We start from the raw sequence: 19645 nt of genomic DNA on the forward strand, positions 1-19645 counted from the left end.
CTGAGATGACCAAGCAGGCGACCGAGTCGCCGCGGCTCGGAAAGAACCACCCGCTTGCGCCGAAGACGGCGCACACGGCATTCCTCGGTGCCGGCCAGCTGGCCCTGCTCACCCTCGTCGTGGTCGCGAGCCTGCGCTCGCTGCCGGCGATGGCGGTCTACGGGCTCGGCAGCGTGACCCTGTACATCATCCCGGCCATCTTCTTCCTCATCCCCACCGCGCTCGTCGCGGCGGAGCTCGCGACGGGGTGGAAGGGCGGCGTCTACGTCTGGGTGCGGGAGGCCTTCGGCAATCGATGGGGCTTCACCGCAGTCTGGCTGCAGTGGATCCAGAACGTGGTCTGGTACCCGACGCAGATCGCCTTCATCGCGGCGGCGATCGCGTTCGTCTTCATGGATCCGTCGCTCGCGAACTCGGGCCTCTACACGGCGATCATCATCCTGGTGCTGTACTGGGGGTCGACGCTCATCGCCCTCCGCGGCGGCAACCTGTTCGCGAAGCTCGGGTCGTGGGGCGGCATCCTCGGAACGCTCTTCCCGGCCGCGCTGCTCATCGTGTTCGGCTTCATCTGGCTGGGCACGGGCGAGCCGAGCGAGGTGCCGCTCGGGGCGGCGAACATGATCCCGCCGTTCACGGGCATCGCGTCGATCGTGCTGATCGTCTCGAACATCCTCGCCTACGCGGGCATGGAGGTGAACGCCGTGCACGTGAACCAGATGAAGGACCCCGGCCGCGGCTACCCCAAGTCGATCCTGCTCGCATCGGTGCTGATCCTCGCGGTCTTCATCCTGCCGACGATCGCGATCGCGATCGCCGTGCCGAACAAGGACCTGGGGCTCACGAACGGCATCATGCTCGCGTTCCAGGAGTACTTCGACACGTTCGGCATGTCGTGGGCGACGCCCGTCATCTCGGCGCTCATCGCGGCGGGTGCGCTCGCCTCGGTGCTCACCTGGATCGCCGGTCCGTCGAAGGGCCTGCTCGCCGCCGCCGAGTCGGGGCTGCTGCCGCGCGGACTCCAGAAGCGCAACAAGGAGGGCGTGCAGTCGGGCATCCTGATGCTGCAGGGCACGATCGTGACGCTGCTCGCGGCGATGTTCATCTTCATCCCCAACGTGAACTCGGCGTTCATCGCGCTCGTCGACATGGCCGCGGCGCTCTACCTGATCATGTACATGCTCATGTTCGCCGCCGCGATCCGGCTGCGCCGCAAGGAGCCCGACGTCAAGCGCGCCTACCGCGTGCCGGCGATGGGGTTCATCGCGGGCGTCGGGTTCCTGGGATGCCTCGCCGCCTTCTGCCTCGCGTTCATCCCGCCGAGCGGCTTCGACTCGATGTCGGCCGGCATGTACGCGCTGGTGGTGCTCGGCGTCATCCTGCTGCTGGGAGTGCCGCCGCTGCTCTTCTACGCGTTCCGCCGCCCCTCCTGGGACCTGCGGTCCGACGAGGAGAAGGCCATGCGCGGCACCCATCAGGAGGACGAGGGGGCACCGGCCGCCTCGGCCGCCTCGACCGCACCGTCGGGCGACGCCGCGACGAGCGGCTGAGCGCGCCCGTCGAACGGCCCACGGGAGCATCCCGTGGGCCGTTCGGCACCCCACCCGATCACAACATCGCAGCGACAGAAAGGCCGTCATGCTCTTCGACATGAGCGCCACCCCGATCACGTTCGGCGACTTCGTCTGGACCGGTGACTTCACGACGATCGACCTGATCGCCGCGACGACGAACGCCCTCAACGGCGCGCTGCTCGCGCGCCGTCCCGATCACTACCGCAACTACACGATCGTCGGCATCCTCCTGATGGCGCTCGTCGGCGGCATCGGCGGCGGCGTCGCTCGCGACGTGCTGCTCGGCGACGTGCCGTCGGCGCTCACCAACCCGGCGTACATCCTGCTCTGCCTCGTCGCGGGACTCATCGGGTACGCGCTCGCCTTCAAGGGCGGGCAGCTGTTCCGCGAGGGACTGTTCCAGTTCATGACCTCGTTCTCGCTGCCCTGGTACGCGATCGTCGGGGCGCAGAAGGCGGTCGAGGCGGGGCTGCCCATCCTCGGCGCACTCGCGCTCGCCGTGGTCGGCCCGACCGCCGGGCGCTACTTCATCGACGTTACGAGCGGGGTGCCGCCGAAGCAGTTCATCCGCGGCGAGTGGTTCGTCGGCATCGCGGCGCTCACCGGGCTCGTGTGGATCGTCTGCGACGCGTTCGGCCTGAACACGTGGCTCGCGACCGGGATCGCCTTCATCATCGGATTCACCCTGCGCGTGCTCGCGCTCTACCTCGGCTGGGAGGAGCCGCTCGCGAGGGAGCCGAAGGGCGTCTACCAGCACAGCAACGGGCGACCGCTGCTCGGCCGCAAGCTCGCGGGCAAGTCGGTGCGCGAGATGCGCGACCTCGGCCTGGTCGTCGAGACGGCGGCGCCGGCCGGTGCCGACGGCGGTGCTCCGGGCGATGCGAAGTAGCCCGAGGATCGCCCCGGCGGGGCGGATGGGCCAAGATGAGGGCATGGCACGCGATGCGCCGTCACCGGATCGGCCGGCCCGCCCGACCCCGCAGGGCGATCGTCGCCTGCGCCGCGAGGCGTGGGGCTTCGCGCTCGGGTCGATCTGCTTCTTCGTCGGCCCGCTGCCGGCGTACGCCGCGTGGGCGGGCGACGTCGGCGTCGCGGTCACCTTCTTCATCGGGTCGCTGCTGTTCACGACCGCGGGATTCATCCAGCTGAGCCTGAGCGGGCGCCGCCCGCCTCGGAGGGGCATGAACGCCGCCGACCGGGCCGACTGGTTCGCCGCGGCGATCCAGTTCGTCGGCACGCTCTTCTTCAACGTGAGCACCGGGTCGGCGCTCGTCGCGGCGGTGCAGCATCCCGATGCGGTCGGCGTCGGTTGGCGGCCCGACGCACTCGGCTCGATCGCGTTCCTCGTCTCGAGCGGCCTCGCGGTCGTCGCGACGAGGGACCGCGGGCGGCTCTGGGACCGCGACGCGCGCACCTGGCACGGCACGGGCCTCAACCTGCTCGGCTCGATCGCCTTCGGCGTCTCGGCGGTCGCCGCCTACGTCGTCCCGACGACCGGCGATCTCGTGAGTCTGTTCTGGACGAACCTCGGCACGGTGATCGGCGCGCTCTGCTTCTTCATCGCGGCCGTGCTGTCGCGACGCACGGTGCTCCGCGAGGAGCACGAGGCGGCCGCCGCCTCCTGATCCGGCTCCGCCGGCCGGAATTCGGTCGCGACCGGGGCGTCTGGTAAGCTGGCTCGTTGGCTGGGTACTTCCACTACCCAGACCGCGACAATCCCACGCAGATCACCGCGAGAAATCGCGCGATTCGGCGTGTGAGCGTCAGCAGACAAGAGACCTTGGGAGGGGCATCGCCCCTCGGTATTGGAGGAAACCAATGGCAGCAGTGTGCCAGGTGACCGGCGCCGTTCCCGGCTTCGGTCACAACATCTCGCACTCGCACCGCCGGACGAAGCGCCGCTTCGACCCGAACGTGCAGAAGAAGACGTACTACGTGCCGTCGCTTCGTCGGAACATCACGATCAACGTGTCCGCCAAGGGCATCAAGGTCATCGACGCCCGTGGCATCGAGGCCGTCGTTCGTGACATGCAGGCTCGTGGGGTGAAGATCTGATGGCGAAGCAGCAGGACATCCGTCCCATCATCAAGCTCCGTTCGACGGCCGGCACCGGGTACACCTACGTGACCCGCAAGAACCGTCGCAACAACCCCGACCGCCTCGTGCTCAAGAAGTACGACCCCGTGGTGCGCAAGCACGTCGACTTCCGAGAGGAGCGCTAAGACATGGCGAAGAAGAGCAAGATCGCGCGCAACGAGCAGCGCAAGGTGATCGTCGACCGTTACGCGGCGAAGCGCCTCGAGCTGAAGAAGGCGCTCGTCGACCCGAACGGCACCGACGAGAGCCGCGAGGCCGCCCGCGTCGGCCTGCAGAAGCTTCCCCGCAACGCCTCGCCGGTGCGCGTGCGTTCGCGTGACGCCATCGACGGTCGCCCCCGCGGCAACCTCTCGAAGTTCGGCATCTCGCGTGTCCGCTTCCGTGACATGGCGCACCGCGGCGAACTGCCCGGCATCACCAAGTCGAGCTGGTAAGCAGTAGCTTCACGCTTCACGAAGAGGGGCGCTCCGGATTCTCCGGGGCGCCCCTCTTCTGTCGTCTCCGCCGTCGCGGGAGGGGTACACGAGGTGCCCGGCGACGGGGGACTCCCCGTGCGGGTGCCACCACCACGGGGGCCTGCCGGGGCGAGCCGACCGGCCCCTAGCGTTGACGGACCGCACGCATGCGTGCGCATGCGATCACCGACGAGAGAGGGCAGCCCGATGAAGCGCTGGAGTGGATGGGGCGGATCGATCGCCGGGGCGGCCACGGCCGCCGTGCTCGTACTGGGCGGCGGCGCGATCGCGTACGCCGACGACATCGAGCCCATCGTCACCGTCGACGACCTGGTGGTGTCGACGCCGGTCGTGGACCTCGGCGTGCTCGGCTGCGGTACGAGCAAGGACATCGTGGTGAAGCTCAACCTCGACCGGGGCGGGGCCGGCGCCGCGACGATCTTCGAGAACGGTGCCGACATCGCCTTCTCGCGCACCTCGCAGACGAACGTCGAAGCGTCGCAGCCTTCGCCGACGACCATCACGCTCCCCGGCGACTGGGCGACCCTCGACCAGAACTCGACCGTCGACAGCGCGCAGACCAGTTCGACGATCACGGTGGCGGCCGGCGACACGAACGGCCCGGCCACCGGATCGGTCGGCTACCGGGCGACCGGGAAGGTGCTCAACGGGGACACGAAGCACCGGGACGCCACCGTGTCGGTGAGCTGGACGGTCGAGAACTGCGGCGGCGTCGACCCCGTCGACGTGACGGGCCCGGTCGTGGTGCTGACGTGCCCGACCGATCCGATCCCACGTGGTGCGGCCGCCGAGGCGACGTGGACGGCGACCGACGAGGCGGGCGGTTCGGGCGTGGCCGAGGGCTACGAGGGCGGGACGTTCGCGCTCGACACGGCGACGCTCGGCGAGCACACGTTCAACGCTCCAGCGGGCACCGCGGTCGACGATGCGGGCAACCCGTCCGCCGAGGCATCCTGCACGTACACCGTGGTCGACGTGACGCCGCCCGTCGTCCTGTTGGCCTGCCCGACCGGTCCGGTGCTGCTCGGCGCGGTCGCCGAGGCGACGTGGACGGCGACCGACGAGGCGGGCGGTTCGGGCGTGGCCGAGGGCTACGAGAGCGGTTCGATCGCGCTCGACACCTCGAGCGTCGGTACGAAGACGGCGACGGCGGCCGAGGGCGCGGCCCGCGACAACGCCGGCAACCCGTCGGCCGCGGTGTCGTGCGAGTACTCGGTGATCTACGACTTCGCCGGGTTCTTCCGCCCGGTCGACATGGGCGGTGTGGTCAACTCGGTCAAGGCGGGCAGCGCCGTGCCGATGAAGTTCAGCCTCGACGGCGACCAGGGCCTCGACATCATCGCGGCCGGCTACCCGAGGGCGACGTTCACGTCGTGCGACGCGAATGCACCGGTCGACGCGGTCGAGTCGACGGTCACCGCGGGCGGCAGCAGCCTGACCTACGACCCGGTCGCCGGGCAGTACGTCTATGTCTGGAAGACCGACAAGAGCTGGGCCGGCAGGTGCGGCACGTTCGAGCTGAAGCTCGACGACGGGGTGACCCGCACGGCGAAGTTCAAGTTCCTGAAGTAGACCGAACAGCCTCCAAGCTCCCGACACGCCGTGGGAATTCGTCCGAGAGGGCCGGAAGTCCGCGGGATTCCGCGGATCTCTGTTACATTCGAGGCGGCCTGATCGGCCACGGGGGCATCAGAGGATCGTCTCCGAGTTCTTCAACTCAATGCTGTTGCATACAGCGAACGTCCGAGGAGGACATTCAATGGCTGACAAGTCGCTGAACAAGACCGAGCTCGTCGCGAAGATCGCTGCGTCGACCGGCCAGAGCCAGGCCACCGTCGACGCCGTGCTCGGCGGTCTGTTCGACGCGCTCGCCGACTCCGTGGGCTCGGGCACCAAGGTCTCCATCCCGGGCTGGCTCGCCGTCGAGCGCACGCACCGCGCTGCGCGCACCGGCCGCAACCCGCAGACGGGCGCGACCATCGAGATCCCGGCCGGCTACTCGGTCAAGGTCTCGGCCGGTTCGAAGCTCAAGGCTGCTGCCAAGTAACCAGAGCCTTCCCGGAGGGGCGCACGGCGAGAGCCGTGCGCCCCTCCGTCGTTCCGGGGGCACGTGGAGGCCTCGGACGGCGCATCCACGAGGCATCCAGTCACCGCCGTCTAGGCTGGTTCGGTGCCCCGCTCCGTCCGCGTGCTCGGCCCTGCCGTGCTCATCGCCGTCGCCCTCGCCGCGACGTTCCTCGCGCTCGCCTACGGCGGTGGCGCCGACGAGCAGCTGATCCAGGACCCCGGGCCGATCGCCCGCTACGGGGTGCCCGTCGCGAAGCTGTTCGTGAACCTCGGTGCCGCGGGCATGATCGGCGCGCTCGCGCTCGCCGTGTGGGCGCTGAGCCCGAAGCGCCGCGAGTTCGACCTCGCGCTCGACGTCGCCGCAGCGTCGGCCGCGGTCATGACGGTCGCGAGCGCGGCGACGGGTCTGTTCACGTTCGTGCTCGTCACGGCCGTGCCGTTCGACCTCAGCGACGCGTTCGGTCAGAAGCTCGGGCAGTTCGTCACCACCATCGGACTCGGCCAGGCGTGGCTCATCACGACCCTCGTCGCGGCGACCGTCACCGTGCTGTGCTTCGCCGTGCGCAACCACACCGCCCTCGTCTTCGTGACGGTGCTCGCGGTCGCGTCGCTCGTGCCGATGGCGCAGCAGGGCCACGCGGCGGGCGCGGCCGGCCATGCCGCGGCGGTCACGAGCCTCGGCCTGCACCTCGTGTTCGTCGCGGTGTGGCTCGGCGGGCTGCTCACGATCGTGCTGCTGAGGCGCGAGCTCGGTGCGAAGCGACTGCCCGTCGTGCTGGCCCGGTACTCGACCGTCGCGCTCATCTGCTTCATCGTCGTCGCGATCTCGGGCTACGCGAGCGCGGCGCTGCGCATCGGCACGTGGGACCAGCTCATGACGCAGTACGGCGTGCTCGTGCTCGTGAAGGTGGGGGTGCTCATCGCCCTCGGGTGCTTCGGTGCGATGTACCGCCGGTTCCTGATCGGGCGGATGTCGCGGGGCGATGCCGCTCGATCGACGGGGAACTTCTGGTGGCTCGTGGTGGCCGAGCTGGCGTTCATGGGCATCGCATCGGGTGTCGCGGCGGCGCTCGCGCGCACTGCGACCCCGGTTTCGGAGGAGGCGGGCGAGCTCGCCCGCACGCCTGCCGAGATCCTCACGGGCACGCCGTTGCCGCCGTGGCCCGAGACCTTCCGGTACTTCACCGAGTGGAACCCCGACCTCATCTGGCTCCTCGCCTGCGGGTTCGGCATCTTCTTCTATCTCGCGGGCGTCGTCCGGCTGCGAAAGCGGGGCGACAAGTGGCCCGTCTACCGCGCGGTGCTCTGGGTGTCGGGCCTGCTGCTGCTCGCCTACGTCACGAACGGCGGCGTCAACGTCTACGAGCAGTACCTGTTCTCGGCGCACATGCTCGGGCACATGGCCCTGACGATGGCGGTGCCCGTGCTGCTCGTGCCGGGCGCCCCGGTCACGCTCGCGGCCAGGGCGATCAAGCCCCGCAAGGACGGCTCGCGCGGCGGCCGCGAGTGGATCCTGCTCGCGGTGCACTCGAAGTTCGCCTCGATCATCGCGAACCCGATCGTCGCGGCCGTGCTCTTCGCCGGGTCGCTGTGGGTGTTCTACTACTCGCCGCTGTTCCGCTGGACGATGCTCGACCACATCGGGCACGAGTGGATGGTCGCGCACTTCCTGATCACCGGCTACCTGTTCGTGCAGTCGCTCATCGGCATCGACCCCGTGCCCTACCGCCTGCCGTACCCGTTCCGGCTGCTGCTGCTGCTCGGCACGATGGCCTTCCACGCGTTCTTCGGACTCGCGATCATGTCGGGCACCGGGCTCATGCTCGCCGACTGGTACGGCGCGATGGGCTGGGGCACCGACGCGCTCACCGATCAGCAGCTCGGCGGCGGCATCGCGTGGTCGATCGGCGAGATCCCGACCGTCGCGCTCGCGATCACGGTCGCGTTCCAGTGGTCGCGCAGCGACGAGAAGGAGTCGAAGCGCCGAGACCGCCACGCCGACCGCACGGGCGACGCCGAGCTCGAGGCCTACAACGCACGGCTCGCGGCCATCGCCGAGCACGACAAGAGCTCCGCAGGTTGAGGCCGGCGGTCGGGGCGGAGCCTACTTGAGCTGGATCGCGATCGACCCGTCGGGACGGATCGTCGCCGCGAGCGCGAGGTTGAACGAACGGTCCTCCTCGAGCGTGTAGTAGTGCCCGTCGAAGAGGTCCTGCACCTCGACGGAGATGTGCGCGACGCCCTCGGTCGGAGGCATGTCGAACGAGGTCTCGCCGGCGGTGAGCGTGACCTGCGGCGTCGTCACGATGCTCCACTGCGGCTCGCTCGTGACCCGGTCGTCGACCTCGATGCCGAACGGGCAGTCGGCCGGCTGCAGCACGGGCTGCTCGGCGCACGCCGCGAGGTACTCGTCGACCTTCGTCTGCACCCGCTCGACGAACGCGGCCGTCGGCTGGGCGTCGACCGTCACGGCGACCTGCTCGCCCGCGTCGACCGGCACGAGCACGGGAGCGGCCGCGAGCAGCGTCGACTCGTAGTGGAACTGGTACACCGCCGGTGCGATCGCGAGGTAGGGCGTGACCTGCGTGAAGCTCGCGAGCTCCTCGGGCGGCTTCGTCGCCCGGGCGTCGAGCGTGAGCGTTCCCACCGTGAACAGCGGGTTGTGCGCCGCGGTCACCTCGACGACGGCGAGGGGGCTGTCGGCGAACTCCCACCGGTTGAGCAGCCCGTACAGCGGGTCGATGGGGCGCACCTCGAACGTCGACTCGGCGATCTCGGTGTCGAGCCGGTAGCTCGCCGTCACCGAATGGCTGCCGTCGGCGTTGGCCACGTCGCTCACGATCGAGACGTCTTCGGGGCCCGATTCGACGACCCCCGAGCGCAGCATCGCCGTCGAGATGTCGGCCGGAAGGCCGAGGGCCTCGAGCTCCTCGGCATCGAGGGCGACGCCGGGCGTCGCGGCCGCCGTGCCGATGTCGTCGTCGGCGATCGCCTCGAGATACCGTTCGACGAAGCTCGACGCGCCGTACAGCGACTGGTTCAGGCCGCCGAGTGCGGCGAGGAACGCGCCGATGAGCACGACGGTGAGCCCGCCCCATGCGATCAGCGCGCGCGCGGGGATGCGCCGCCGCTCACCGCCCGCATTCCCCACGCGCCCAAGTCTAAGGTCGCGCGTCGCGCCAACCTGAGGATCTCCACAGGCCGCGCGGGGATGCCGGGGCGCGGGGTCTCGAGACGGTCGCTCCGCCCCCTCTTCGACCCTCGGATACGACGGTGGCCGCACTGCCTCGTCAACCCCTGGGTGTGGTTACAGTGGGAGCGCCGGGCGATGCGCCCGTGCGGCGCCCGCCCCGAGCCGTCCGCCCCGCCCATCGAAAGACCTGCCGTGCAGAACGTGACCCTCTCCCGTGAGCAGTCCGCGGTGTTCCAGGCGATCGAGGACACGCGCGAGCACGTGTTCGTGACGGGTCGCGCGGGCACCGGCAAGTCGACCCTGCTGAACCACCTGAACTGGCACACGAAGAAGCAGATCGTGATCTGCGCGCCGACCGGCGTCGCGGCGCTCAACGTCGGCGGTCAGACGATCCACTCACTGTTCCGGTTGCCGATCGGGGTCATCGCCGACCACGAAATCGACCAGAACGACACCGTGCGCAAGATCCTCAACGCGATGGACACGCTCGTGATCGACGAGGTGTCGATGGTCAACGCCGACCTGATGGATGCGATGGACCGGTCGCTGCGGCAGGCCAGGCAGCGGCCGCTCGAACCCTTCGGCGGTGCCCAGGTCGTGCTGTTCGGCGACCCGTACCAGCTCGCCCCCGTCCCCGGCGACGGCGACGAGCGGGCGTACTTCGCCGACACCTACGACTCGATGTGGTTCTTCGACGCGAGGGTGTGGCGCGAGGCCGACCTGAAGATCTTCGAGCTCGGCGAGATCCACCGTCAGCACGACGACGAGTTCAAGCAGCTGCTCAACGCCGTACGGCACGGACGGGTGACCGCCGAGATGGCCGGCGTGCTCAACGGCGTCGGTGCCCGTCGCCCCGTGCCGGAGCAGGGTGCGATCACGCTCGCGACGACCAACAGCACCGTGAACCGCATCAACGCCACGGCGCTGCACCGGCTGCCCGGCACGTCGAAGGCCAACGAGGCCGAGGTGAACGGCGACTTCGGCGGCCGCGCGTTCCCCGCCGACGAACGGCTCGAGCTCAAGGTCGGCGCACAGGTGATGTTCCTGCGCAACGACACGGCCGTCGGGCCCGACGGGCAGCGCTGGGTGAACGGCACGATCGGCACCATCACCTCGCTGAAGCGCGAGGTGCACGTCGAGATCGGCGGCGAGATCCACGAGGTCGAACCGGTCACCTGGGAGAAGTACCGCTACAGCTGGGACCCGGTGCGCAAGAAGCTCGAGAAGGAGATCGTCGCCGAGTTCACGCAGTTCCCCCTGCGCCTCGCGTGGGCCGTCACGATCCACAAGTCGCAGGGGGCGAGCTACGACGCCGCGATCGTCGACCTCGGCCCCCGCGCGTTCAGCCCCGGCCAGACGTATGTCGCGCTCAGTCGCCTGACCGCGCTCGACGGGCTCTACCTGCAGCGGCCGCTGCGGCCGAGCGACATCATCGTCGATCGCAACGTCGAGCGGTTCATGGCGGGCGCGGCTCGCGAGATCGGTGCCGTCTCGCGCTGAATCGCGACCGATCCGGAACCTTTCGGCCCCCTCCGGACATATCAGTAGCACAGGGGTGCGCTCATCATCACCCCGACGGGGCCCGTCGACCCGGGCGCCGCCGCCTACGCAGGTTACAATTTCTGCGGACACACGGCTTGAGGGGGCACGGTGGCTGACGGTACCGGGGGCAGGCGGCGAACGGCGAGAGCCGTCGCGGCATCGATCGTCGCGCTCGCCGCGGCGCTCGCGCTCTCGGCCTGCACCGGGGGCAGTGTCGACCCATCGAGCCAGTTCGAGCCGGTCGAGGGTTCGTACGACGAGGCGCTCGTCGAGAAGCTGCAGTCGACCCTCGACCAGGCGGTCGCGCTGAGCGGGTCGAGCGGCGGGGTCGCGGGTGTCTGGGCGCCGTGGGCGGGGTCGTGGAGCGGCGCCTCCGGCACCGTCGACTTCGCGGAGAAGTCCCGCCCCGTGACCGTCGACACCGGTTTCCACCTGGCGACCGTGACGAGCGAGATCACGTGCACGATGCTGCTGCGGCTCGCCGAGGCCGGAACCGTCTCGCTCGACGACCAGGTCTCCGAGTACGTCGACCGCGTGCCCGGGCTCGAGGGGATCACCCTCGAACAGCTCTGCCGTCACACGTCGGGCCTCGGCGACTACTACCCCGACCTCGAGCACCAGTTCGTCCAGAACCCCGAGCGCATCTGGTCGCCGAACGAACTGCTGGCGGGCGGGCTCGCCACGAAGCGCTCCGGCACCCCCGGCGACGACTGGTCGTACTCGCGCACCGGCGTGCTGCTGCTGTCGCGCGCGCTCGAGGAGGCGACGGGGCGCACGTGGAGCGAGCTCGCCGAGCAGTACGTGTTCGCGCCGCTCGGCCTCGACGACACGGAGCTGCCCGCTCCCGACGACACCACCCACGCAGGGCTGCTCGGGGCGTACGCGTCGGAATGGGCGGGTGACGAGCCGGTGTGCGACTCGCTCCACGACGACTCGGCGCAGTCGAGTTCGATGGGCGCCGGCGCTGCCGGTGCCGTGTCGACGCTCGCCGACGCGCGCCGACTCAGCGAGGCGTTCGCCACCGGCGCGCTGCTCGACGAGCGCGAGGCCCGCGAGCAGTGGACGACGCAGCCCATCGGCGGCGACGCCCCCGTCTGGTACTCGTACGGGTTCGGCGGCGCCCAGTACGGCCCGCTCCGCGGCACCGCAGGCGAGTCGGCCGGTGCGCTGACCGCCGCGTTCACCGACCCCGAGACGGGGCTCACGGTCGTGATCGCCCTCAACAACTCGACCTCGGGCGCCGACTTCGTGCGCGAGGCGGCGTTCGCGCTCGCGTCCGCCGGCTCGAAGGCGAAGGCCACCGCCGATCACGACCAGCCCCTCGTCGAGCTGCCCTGGTCGTACGATCAGGCGACCGAGAAGATGACCTCGCTCGCGGCATGCCCGCGTGGGCAGCAGGGCGACGACACGACGGAGAAGACGGCGGAGGGCTGATCGCCATGGCCAAGCTCATCACGGGAGCGCTCGCCTCCCTCGACGGCTACATCGTCGACGCGGACGGCGCATTCGACTGGGCCATGCCGAGTGCCGAGGTGCACGCGTTCGTGAACGACCTCGAGCGCCCGATCGGCACCTATCTCTACGGTCGCCGCATGTACGAGGTCATGTCCGCGTGGGAGCGACTCGCCGACGACCCGCGGATCTCCGACGTCGAACGCGACTACGCCTCGATCTGGGGCGACACCGACAAGATCGTCTACTCGTCGAAGCTCGAGCAGGTGACGACCGCGCGCACCCGGCTCGAGCGACGATTCGATGCCGACGAGGTCGCGAGGCTCAAGGCGGCCGCGGAGCGCGACCTGTCGATCTCGGGCCCCCACCTCGCCGCCGAGGCCGTCCGCGCGGGGCTCGTCGACGAGCTCTTCGTCTTCGTGTTCCCCGTCGTCGTCGGCGGGGGCACGCGGCTGCTGCCCGACGGGGTTCGCCTCGACCTCCAGCTCCTCGAGGAGCGCCGATTCGACGAGGTCGTCTACCTGCGGTATCGGCTCCTGGCCTGAACCGGGCCCCGGCCCACGGGTCGATCGGGGCCGATCCGGTCGCGACGTGCTCTGTCGCGGCGACGCGAAGCGGCGTATCGTCAGCCCCGAGGCATCCGTAACCCTCAGGGGAGGTGTGGGACATGTGCCGTTGGCTGGCCTACTCCGGTGAGCCGATCCAGCCCGCAAGGCTGATCCTCGACACCGAGAACTCGCTCGTCGCCCAGTCGCTGAACTCGCCGCTCGGCGCCGAGACGGTCAACGGCGACGGATTCGGCGTCGGCTGGTACCCCGCCGGGGCGACCGTCGGCACCGAGCCGTGGCTGTTCCACAGCATCGAGCCCGCGTGGCACGACGAGAACCTGCGCGAGCTGACCCGGGCGATCGAGAGCCCGCTGTTCTTCGCGCACGTGCGCGCCGCGGCCGGTCCGCCCATCCAGCAGACGAACTGCCACCCGTTCCGGCACGAGAACTGGCTCTTCATGCACAACGGCGGGCTCGCGGGGTTCGCGAGCGTACGGCGCGACCTCATGCTCGCGATCGACGAGTCGTTCTTCCCGCTCATCCGCGGCACGACCGACAGCGAGGTGCTGTTCTACCTCGCGCTCACGCTGGGCCTTCGCGACGACCCGATCGCGGGCATGACGAAGGCGATCCGCAAGGTCGAGGAGGTCGGCCACGCGCACGGCATCGAGTTCCCGATGCAGGGCACCGTCGCGGTCGCCGATGGGGCGACCGTGTGGGCCTTCCGGTACTCGAGCGCCGGACGCACCCGCACGCTGTTCCACTCGGTCGACATGGCGACGCTGCAGCAGATGTACCCCGACTCCGAGCGGCTGCAGGGCTTCGGACGTGCGGCGAGAGTCATCGTGTCGGAGCCGCTCACCGACATGCCCGGCGTGTTCGTCGAGGTACCCGAGGCGACGGTCGCGATCCTCGACGCGGGGCACTACCGGCACGAGACGTTCTTCGCGGAGCCCGAATAGGCCCGAATAGGGCGGATGCCTCTGGCGGCACGCCGGCCGTCGTCGCCGTCGTCGATCCGCCCGGACAGGGATGAGCCGGTCGGCTGGCCCGCTCGTGGCGGGTGCCGACCGGCTCGTCCCTGTCGGAAAGCGACCGGTGTCGCGACGGCACGCGAGCCGCCGCGCGGGTCGTCAGACGCTGCTGTTGCGGCCGGCGATCGCCCGGATCAGCCATGCGATCACCGCGATCGCGAGCAGTACGAGTCCGACCCAGAGCAGGAAGTTCAGCGACTGCACGAGCCCGCCGGTGATGGCGAGAATGATGGCGATGACGACGATGACGATCAAGAGGATGTTCATCTGAGAGTCCCTCCTTCGGGGAACGCCGGGGCCTCTCGGTCGGGCCCCGTACGGTCGAGCCGCGACCCGTCGGGCCGCGACGCTTCCAAACTAGGGACACGAGCGGACGAGCGGCAGGGGGTTGACTTCGCGCGACAGCCGCGGAACCCTTCACGTGATCCGCAGGCCGAGCCATCGCCCGCGCCGGGTGTCAAGCCCTCGCCCCCGTCGCGGGTCGTCGCGACGATGTGGGTATGGGATCGCTCTGGCGCGACGGACTCGACGCGCACGCCGTCGACGAGCTGCCCGAGGACGCCTCGCACGAGGTCCTCGTGGTCGGCGCCGGGCTCGTCGGCCTCACTGTCGCGGTGCGGCTCGCCCAGGCGGGCCGGCGCACGGTGGTGCTCGATGCCGCGGCGCCCGGCGCCCTCACGACGGGGGGCTCGACCGGCAAGGTGACCCTGCTGCAGGGCACGCGGCTCTCGGCCGTGCGCGACCGCAGCTCGCTCGACGTCGCCGCCGCCTACCTGGAGGCGTGCCGCAGCGGCGCCGCGTGGCTGCGGGCCCAGCTCTCCGAGCACGACGAGGGCTGCGAGCAGGCGACCGCCTACAGCTTCGCGACGACCTCGGCCGGTGCCGAGCGCCTCGAGGCGGAGCACGCCGTGGCCCGCGAACTCGGCCTCGACGTGCGATGGGCCGCTCCGCGCGAGTCGGCGGTCGCCGCCCGCGCGGCGGTCGCGCTCGACGGGCAGTTCATGCTCGACCCGATGGTCCTGGTACGCCGCCTCGTCGCCACCGCCCGCGCGGCGGGCGTGCCCGTCGTCGCGGGATGCCGCGTGGTCGACGTGCGATCGTCGGATTCGGGCCACGAGGTCGAGACCGAGCTGGGCGAGCTCCACGCGGACGTGCTCGTGCTCGCGACGGGCACGCCGGTCGTCGACCGCGGGCTGACGTTCGCCCGCACGTCGCCGTCGCGATCGCACGTCGCCGCGTTCCGCACGGGGCGTCGACTGGTCGAGGGCATGCACCTCTCGGTCGACGGCGAGACGCGTTCGCTGCGGCCCGCTCGCCGGGGCGGGCAGGAGCACCTCGTCGTCGCCGGCAACGACGATGCGGTCGGGCACGCGAGATCGACGGCCGAGCGCGCACGCGAGCTGCACCGCTGGGTCGCCGATCGCTTTCCGAGCGCGGTGCTCGCGCACCAGTGGGCGGCGCAGGACTACGACTCGCTCGACGGTGCGCCGTACGCCGGTCGCCTCGGTCGCGACGGCCCGTGGTTCGCGACCGGTTTCGGCAAGTGGGGGCTCGCCGCCGGTGCCGCCTCGGGCATCGCCCTCGCGCAGGAGATCGCGAGCGGCCGTCGCCCCGACTGGGCCGCGCGACTCTACGACCGGCCCGGCACGGCATCGGACGTCGCGGCCGCGGTCGCACGGAACGCCGATGCCGTGGGGCACCTGCTCGGCGGCATGGCTCGCGCGATCGGCGGCTCACAGGACGAGCCGCCCGCGGAGGGCGAGGGCCGGGTCGGCCGGGGCGTGCCGCCGGTCGCGATCAGCACCGTCGACGGCGTCACGCGCCGGGTGTCGGCGGTCTGCACGCACCTCGGCGGCATCCTCGCGTGGAACGACGAGGAGTGCACGTGGGACTGCCCCCTGCACGGCAGCCGGTTCGCCGCCGACGGTCGTCGGCTCGAGGGTCCGGCACGCGACGACCTGACGCAGGAGCCCTGAGTCCGCGATCGCGTGCGCGCACGCGTCGGCACATCGTTCCCAGGCTGTCAATCCCTTGAGGGGTCAGCGGGCCGGTGCGAGCGTGGAACACAGGTGCCGCGCCCGGCACCGGTGCCGACCCGACACCACGTGGTGCCGGGCACGGCATCCAAGACTCGAACACGGAGGATGAGGACGATGGGTATCGGAGACAAGGCGAAGCACCAGGCCGAAGAAGCGGGCGCGAAGATCAAGCAGGGCGTCGGCAAGGTGACCGGCAACGAGGAGATGGAGGCCGAAGGCCACGTCGACGAGGCCAAGGCCGACATGAAGCAGGCCGGCGACGAGGTGAAGGACGCCGGCGAACGCGCCAAGGACGTCTTCACGGATCGCGACTGAGGAGCGACCGGTGGTGAGGCAGAGCCTCGAGAGCCCGGGCGACCTGCTGCACTTCCAGCTGCGCACCGCGCTGACGATGGAGAACGACTCGCTGGCGGCGCTCGGCGACCTCGCCTCGGCGGCGAAGAGCGCCGAGATCAAGAAGCTGTTCCGCCATCACGCGGACGAGACGCGCGAGCAGATCGCCAACCTGCAGCAGGTCTTCCGCCTGCTCGAGCTGCGCGAGTCGACCGCGCCGTCGCCCAGCACGAAGGGCATCAGCCGACAGGCCGCCTCCTTGCTGGAGCGGAGCGCGCCGAAGCTGCGCGACCGGGCGGCGCTCGCGAGCGCGCTCGGCAACGAGCACTACGAGATCTCGGCGTACGAGGCGCTGCTCGTGCCCGTCACCGCGATGGGCGCCTCCGACGCGGCGGCCCTCCTGCAGTCGAACCTCGACCAGGAGACGCACACGAGCGAGGAGATCCGCACGAAACTGCAGTCGATCGCGGGCTGAGGCGCGAGATCGGGCGTCTCGACGAAACTCGAGGCGACACGACGGAGGGGCCGCACCGGGTGGTGCGGCCCCTCCGTGGTCGTCGTCACTCGCCGGCCGAGCCGGCCTTCTCGATGAGCGACGCCTGGTAGCGGTCGGCGTAGGTGGGCGTGTCCTTCACGAGGTCGTCGGCGAAGGCTGCGACGTCGTCGCCGATGAGCTCGATCGCGCCCTTGCCCTGCGTCGCGCCCTCTTCGAAGAAGTCGACGATGCCCGAGAGGAGCGTGCCGTCCTCGAGGCCGACCGGTCCGATCTTGAAGTAGTACTTCTGGATCTCGCCGTAGACGACCTGGTAGTCCTTCGGCAGCGCCCGGACGCGTGCCAGGTGGGCTCGCCACTCGCGCTTGCCCTCGATGATGTCGTGGATTCCCATGTCAGCCTCCCAGCCTTGCGAGCTTCTTCGCGACGTTCCGGTTGAGCTGTTCGCGCCACTTGTCGCGGAAGCCCTTTGCGCCCTCGCCGCCGGCGAGCGCCTGGCAGAACCCGGGGATGTCGTCGCCGAGCACCTCGTCGATGCCCTGTCCTTCGGCCGCCGTCTCCTCCAGCAGCCCGAGGGCCCCGTCGAGGATCGGCATCAGGTTGCGGCCCGTGAAGTCGGCGTAGCCCCACAGCTGGAGCTTGATCTCCTCGAAGGCCGCACGGTAGTCGGCCGGCAGCGCCTCGGCCCGGGCGTCGAACGCCTTCAGCTCCCTGCGGAGGTCGTTGCCGGTGATGGTGTCCCAGAAGTTCATCTCAGTCCTCCTCGATCATGTTCGGTCGGTCGGTCGGGCGACGGGATGCCGCGGCGGGACTCGCCGCGGCATCCGTTCGTCAACTGACCTTGCGGCGGTACGCCGCGAGGGCGCCGACGTAGCCGATGGCGATGATGCCGACGAGCCACGCGAGGGCGACCCAGATGTCGCTGCCGACCGGCTCGCCGGCGAACAGTGCGCGCGTCGTGTCGACGATCGACGTGACCGGCTGGTTCTCGGCGAACCACGCCACCGGGGCCGGCATCGACTCGGTCGGCACGAACGCCGAGCTGATGAACGGCAGGAAGATCAGCGGGTAGGCGAAGGCGCTCGCGCCGTCGACCGTCTTCGCCGAGAGTCCCGCGATCACCGCGAGCCAGGTGAGCGCGAGCGTGAACAGCACGAGGATGCCCACGACCGCGAGCCATGCCCCGAACGAGGCGCCGGTGCGGAAGCCCATGATGAGCGCGACGCCCGTGACGATCGCGACCGACACGAGGTTCGAGACGAGCGAGGTGAGCACGTGGCCCCACAGCACGCTCGAGCGCGCGATCGGCATCGACTGGAAGCGGTCGAAGATGCCGCCCTGCAGGTCGAGGAAGAGCCGGTACGAGGTGTACGCGACGCCCGACGCGATCGTGATGAGCAGGATGCCGGGCAGCATGTAGTCGATGTACGACTCGTTCGACCCGGTGTTGATCGCCCCGCCGAGCACGTACACGAACAGCAGCATGAGGGCGATCGGCGTGACCGCGGTCGTGATGATCGTGTCGGGACTGCGGAGGATGTGGCGCAGCGAGCGGCCGGTGAGTACGGCGGTGTCGCTGATGGCGTGGCTGGTCATCGTGCGGCCTCCTCCTTCTTCTTCTTGTCGGCGCGGGTGCCCGCGGTCGCGGGCTCGCCGGTCTCTTCGCCCTCGGTCTCGCCCGTCTCGCCGACGAGGGCGAGGAAGACGTCCTCGAGCGAGGGCTGCTTCTCGACGTACTCGACCTTGGCCGCGGGCAGCAGCCGCTTGAGCTCGTCGAGGGTGCCGTTCTGGATGATGGTGCCGCGGTGCAGGATCGCGATGCGGTCGGCGAGCTGCTCGGCCTCGTCGAGGTACTGCGTGGTCAGCAGCACCGTGGTGCCGCCGTCGGCGAGCTGCTTGACGGTCTGCCACACCTCGATGCGGGCCTGCGGGTCGAGCCCGGTGGTCGGCTCGTCGAGGAAGATGATCGACGGGTTGCCGATCAGGCTCATCGCGATGTCGAGCCGGCGGCGCATGCCGCCCGAGTAGGTGCCCGCCCTGCGGCCGCCGGCCTCGGTGAGCGAGAACCTGGCGAGCAGGTCGTCGGCGATCTTGCCGGGCTGCTTCATGTGGCGCAGCTTCGCGACGAGCACGAGATTCTCCCGACCCGTGAGCACCTCGTCGACGGCGGCGAACTGGCCCGTGAGGCTGATCGCCTCGCGCACCTCGCCGGGATTCGCCGCGACATCCTGCCCGCCGACCGTCGCGGTGCCCGCGTCGGCCTTCAGGAGGGTGGAGAGGATGCGCACGAGGGTGGTCTTGCCGGCTCCGTTCGAGCCGAGCAGGGCGAAGATCGAGCCCCGGGCGACGTCGAAGTCGACGCCGCGCAGCACGTGCAGGTCCTTGAACGACTTCTCGATGCCCTGCACCCGGATGGCGGGTTCGGTGATGGTGGTCATGACTGCTCCTTCTTGGCCTCGTCGATCGCCTTGTTCAGGCGAGCGCGTTCCTTGTCGATCCAGCGCTTGCCGCCGTAGGCCTGGGCGAACGACTCGGCGAACTCGACGGGGTCGTCGCCGACGATGTCGCCGACCGGGGTGCCGTCGATCGACGCGCGCTCCCAGAGGTCGGCGAGGTCGACGAGCATCTGCACCATCGTGTCGCCGTCGGTGATGTCGCCCGAGTACATGAGGTAGCGCTGAACGGCGCCCGCCGAGGCCGCGTACGGCTCGGGGAGGGCCTCCATGCGGGCCTTGGCCTGCTTGTACTGCTTCTTCTGCTCGAGCGAGCCGGTGATGGTCTCGATCCACTTCGCAGCCAT

General features: G+C 70.2%; 23 protein-coding genes. 16 read left to right on the forward strand and 7 right to left on the reverse strand.

Annotation, left to right across the window (positions count from 1 at the left end):
* The first annotated feature begins 5 nt into the window (after positions 1-5).
* From LR269_RS03550 to LR269_RS03590, 9 genes are all read left to right on the forward strand, one after another.
* Positions 6-1547 (forward strand): amino acid permease, encoded by a 1542-nt coding sequence (locus LR269_RS03550; RefSeq protein ID WP_231429325.1) that lies wholly within the window; start codon positions 6-8, stop codon positions 1545-1547.
* A 100-nt stretch (positions 1548-1647) separates the two neighbouring features.
* On the forward strand, positions 1648-2460 hold the full coding sequence (locus LR269_RS03555) for a trimeric intracellular cation channel family protein (RefSeq protein WP_231429326.1): 813 nt from the start codon (positions 1648-1650) through the stop codon (positions 2458-2460).
* Positions 2461-2503: 43 nt separating this feature from the next.
* On the forward strand, positions 2504-3196 hold the full coding sequence (locus LR269_RS03560) for a hypothetical protein (RefSeq protein ID WP_231429327.1): 693 nt from the start codon (positions 2504-2506) through the stop codon (positions 3194-3196).
* Between the two features lie 193 nt (positions 3197-3389).
* The gene (rpmB, locus tag LR269_RS03565; protein WP_231429328.1) at positions 3390-3626 is read left to right on the forward strand and encodes a 50S ribosomal protein L28; all 237 of its coding nucleotides are present in this window, start codon (positions 3390-3392) and stop codon (positions 3624-3626) included.
* Positions 3626-3793 carry a 50S ribosomal protein L33 gene (gene rpmG, locus LR269_RS03570; RefSeq protein ID WP_021760158.1) on the forward strand — a complete coding sequence of 56 codons (168 nt, stop codon included), beginning with the start codon at positions 3626-3628 and terminating at the stop codon, positions 3791-3793. The genes rpmB and rpmG overlap by 1 nt, the downstream gene beginning before the upstream one ends.
* Before the next feature lie 3 nt (positions 3794-3796).
* Complete coding sequence (rpsN, locus tag LR269_RS03575; protein ID WP_231045429.1) at positions 3797-4102, forward strand: 30S ribosomal protein S14; 306 nt, start codon at positions 3797-3799, stop codon at positions 4100-4102.
* A 228-nt stretch (positions 4103-4330) separates the two neighbouring features.
* Positions 4331-5716, forward strand: coding sequence for a PxKF domain-containing protein (locus LR269_RS03580; protein WP_231429329.1), 1386 nt, complete (start codon positions 4331-4333; stop codon positions 5714-5716).
* Between the two features lie 187 nt (positions 5717-5903).
* A complete protein-coding gene (locus LR269_RS03585; RefSeq protein WP_231429330.1) occupies positions 5904-6191 on the forward strand; it encodes an HU family DNA-binding protein in 288 nt (95 codons plus the stop codon).
* A 123-nt stretch (positions 6192-6314) separates the two neighbouring features.
* Entirely contained in the window at positions 6315-8294 is a 1980-nt protein-coding gene (locus tag LR269_RS03590) for a cytochrome c oxidase assembly protein (RefSeq protein WP_231429331.1), read from the forward strand.
* 21 nt (positions 8295-8315) lie between these two features.
* On the opposite strand, the gene LR269_RS03595 is transcribed toward LR269_RS03590, so the two are convergent.
* The gene (locus LR269_RS03595) at positions 8316-9362 is read right to left on the reverse strand and encodes a hypothetical protein (RefSeq protein ID WP_231429332.1); all 1047 of its coding nucleotides are present in this window, start codon (positions 9360-9362) and stop codon (positions 8316-8318) included.
* A 234-nt stretch (positions 9363-9596) separates the two neighbouring features.
* On the opposite strand from LR269_RS03595, the gene LR269_RS03600 reads away from it, so the two are divergent.
* The 4 genes from LR269_RS03600 to LR269_RS03615 all read left to right on the forward strand — a co-directional run bounded on the left by LR269_RS03600 (position 9597) and on the right by LR269_RS03615 (position 13908).
* Complete coding sequence (locus LR269_RS03600; protein WP_231429333.1) at positions 9597-10904, forward strand: ATP-dependent RecD-like DNA helicase; 1308 nt, start codon at positions 9597-9599, stop codon at positions 10902-10904.
* 150 nt (positions 10905-11054) lie between these two features.
* Positions 11055-12380 carry a serine hydrolase gene (locus LR269_RS03605; protein ID WP_231429334.1) on the forward strand — a complete coding sequence of 442 codons (1326 nt, stop codon included), beginning with the start codon at positions 11055-11057 and terminating at the stop codon, positions 12378-12380.
* Between the two features lie 5 nt (positions 12381-12385).
* Complete coding sequence (locus tag LR269_RS03610; protein WP_231429335.1) at positions 12386-12943, forward strand: dihydrofolate reductase family protein; 558 nt, start codon at positions 12386-12388, stop codon at positions 12941-12943.
* A gap of 122 nt (positions 12944-13065) precedes the next feature.
* Complete coding sequence (locus LR269_RS03615; RefSeq protein ID WP_231429336.1) at positions 13066-13908, forward strand: class II glutamine amidotransferase; 843 nt, start codon at positions 13066-13068, stop codon at positions 13906-13908.
* A 171-nt stretch (positions 13909-14079) separates the two neighbouring features.
* Here the strand turns inward: LR269_RS03615 and LR269_RS03620 are convergent, their stop codons facing one another.
* Positions 14080-14247 carry a hypothetical protein gene (locus tag LR269_RS03620; RefSeq protein ID WP_231429337.1) on the reverse strand — a complete coding sequence of 56 codons (168 nt, stop codon included), beginning with the start codon at positions 14245-14247 and terminating at the stop codon, positions 14080-14082.
* Positions 14248-14480: 233 nt separating this feature from the next.
* On the opposite strand from LR269_RS03620, the gene LR269_RS03625 reads away from it, so the two are divergent.
* The 3 genes from LR269_RS03625 (at position 14481) to LR269_RS03635 (ending at position 16827) form a co-directional block, all read left to right on the forward strand.
* The gene (locus LR269_RS03625; RefSeq protein WP_231429338.1) at positions 14481-15956 is read left to right on the forward strand and encodes an FAD-dependent oxidoreductase; all 1476 of its coding nucleotides are present in this window, start codon (positions 14481-14483) and stop codon (positions 15954-15956) included.
* 177 nt (positions 15957-16133) lie between these two features.
* Positions 16134-16334: a CsbD family protein gene (locus LR269_RS03630; RefSeq protein WP_231429339.1), complete on the forward strand. Its 201-nt coding sequence runs from the start codon at positions 16134-16136 to the stop codon at positions 16332-16334.
* 10 nt (positions 16335-16344) lie between these two features.
* A complete protein-coding gene (locus tag LR269_RS03635) occupies positions 16345-16827 on the forward strand; it encodes a ferritin-like domain-containing protein (RefSeq protein ID WP_231429340.1) in 483 nt (160 codons plus the stop codon).
* An 85-nt stretch (positions 16828-16912) separates the two neighbouring features.
* Here LR269_RS03635 and LR269_RS03640 read toward each other — a convergent pair whose 3' ends face one another.
* The 5 genes from LR269_RS03640 to LR269_RS03660 all read right to left on the reverse strand — a co-directional run bounded on the left by LR269_RS03640 (position 16913) and on the right by LR269_RS03660 (position 19645).
* Positions 16913-17239, reverse strand: coding sequence for a DUF1048 domain-containing protein (locus tag LR269_RS03640; RefSeq protein ID WP_231429341.1), 327 nt, complete (start codon positions 17237-17239; stop codon positions 16913-16915).
* A gap of 1 nt (position 17240) precedes the next feature.
* Positions 17241-17597: a DUF1048 domain-containing protein gene (locus LR269_RS03645; RefSeq protein ID WP_231429342.1), complete on the reverse strand. Its 357-nt coding sequence runs from the start codon at positions 17595-17597 to the stop codon at positions 17241-17243.
* Positions 17598-17676: 79 nt separating this feature from the next.
* A complete protein-coding gene (locus LR269_RS03650; protein WP_231429343.1) occupies positions 17677-18441 on the reverse strand; it encodes an ABC transporter permease in 765 nt (254 codons plus the stop codon).
* On the reverse strand, positions 18438-19283 hold the full coding sequence (locus tag LR269_RS03655; protein ID WP_255679820.1) for an ABC transporter ATP-binding protein: 846 nt from the start codon (positions 19281-19283) through the stop codon (positions 18438-18440). Before LR269_RS03655 ends, LR269_RS03650 begins: the two co-directional genes overlap by 4 nt.
* Positions 19280-19645 (reverse strand): DUF1048 domain-containing protein, encoded by a 366-nt coding sequence (locus tag LR269_RS03660; RefSeq protein WP_231429344.1) that lies wholly within the window; start codon positions 19643-19645, stop codon positions 19280-19282. Before LR269_RS03660 ends, LR269_RS03655 begins: the two co-directional genes overlap by 4 nt.

This window comes from Agromyces sp. S2-1-8 (assembly GCF_021129215.1).
Taxonomy (GTDB): domain Bacteria; phylum Actinomycetota; class Actinomycetes; order Actinomycetales; family Microbacteriaceae; genus Agromyces; species Agromyces chromiiresistens.